Below are 1027 nucleotides of genomic sequence, written 5' to 3'. Positions count from 1 at the left end.
ATCGGTGTGCAGATCATCGGCCCCATGTTCGAGGATCGCACGACGATCCACTTCGCCGAGTTGGTCGCGCGCGAGTTCGGCGGCTTCGTGCCGCCGCCGGCGCTGTGCGGTTGATCGGGAACAGGACACGCCGACCCTCGACAGACAGCAGTCATCTACTGCGAGCTAAGTCCTTGATCTGAACCGGCAACGTGTGATCCAAACTTCGACAATGCGAAGCTTGCCTACCAGGCCACCACGTCGTCTGTGCCGCCCTCGCGGTAGCGCGCGAACCTGTCGTGCAGGAAGTCGACCAACGCGCGCGTCTTCGCCGACATGTGGGCCTTGGTCGGAAAGACGACATAGATGTCCGCCGACGGCGGCGCCCAGCCTTGCAGCACCTGGCGCAGGCGGCCTGAACGCAGGTAGGGCGTGGCATCCCATTGCGAACGCAGCAGGATGCCGTGCCCATCGAGCGCCCACGCCAGTGCGCATTCGCCGTCGTTGCTGCTGAGCGCGCCACGCACCTTGACGGTCTCCTGGCGGCCGCCCGAACGCAGGTGCCATGAGCCGAAGGCCTCGTCGCCTTCGCGGATGAACAGGCAGCGGTGCTGCTGCAGTTCGCGCGGATGGACGGGTTCGCTGGCCTTCGCCAGATAGGCCGGCGCGGCGCAAAGAATGCGCGTGTTCGACGCCAGCTTGCGCGCCGTGAGCCGCGCATCGGGCAGCGCGCCGATGCGCACCGACACGTCGAAGCCCTGCTCCACGAGGTTCACCGGACGGTCGGTGAGGTGCAGCTGCACCTCGACCTCGGAGAAGGCCCGAGCGAACTTCGACAGCGCCGGCGCGATGAAGCGCCGCCCGAAGCCCAGCGTGGCGCTGACCTTCAGCAGCCCGCGCGGCGCGACCTTGGCGCCCGACACCGCGCGCTCCACGGCATCGAGCGCATCGAGCACGCGCGCGCCTTCGGTCAGGTAGGTTTCGCCCTCGGGCGTGAGGCTGATGCGCCGGGTGGTGCGGTTCAGAAGCCTCACGCCCAGGCGCGCCT

At 68.1% G+C, this 1027-nt stretch carries 1 protein-coding gene; it reads right to left on the bottom strand.

The features are described 5' to 3' along the window. Positions 1-224: 224 nt before the first annotated feature. The coding region (locus ACSFA2_RS25945) for a LysR substrate-binding domain-containing protein (RefSeq protein ID WP_435458194.1) at positions 225-1027 on the bottom strand (803 nt) is incomplete at its 5' end.

Source organism: Variovorax cryoconiti (genome assembly GCF_051216395.1).
Classification (GTDB): domain Bacteria; phylum Pseudomonadota; class Gammaproteobacteria; order Burkholderiales; family Burkholderiaceae_C; genus Variovorax.
This window is presented reverse-complemented; position numbering and strand designations above follow the sequence as displayed.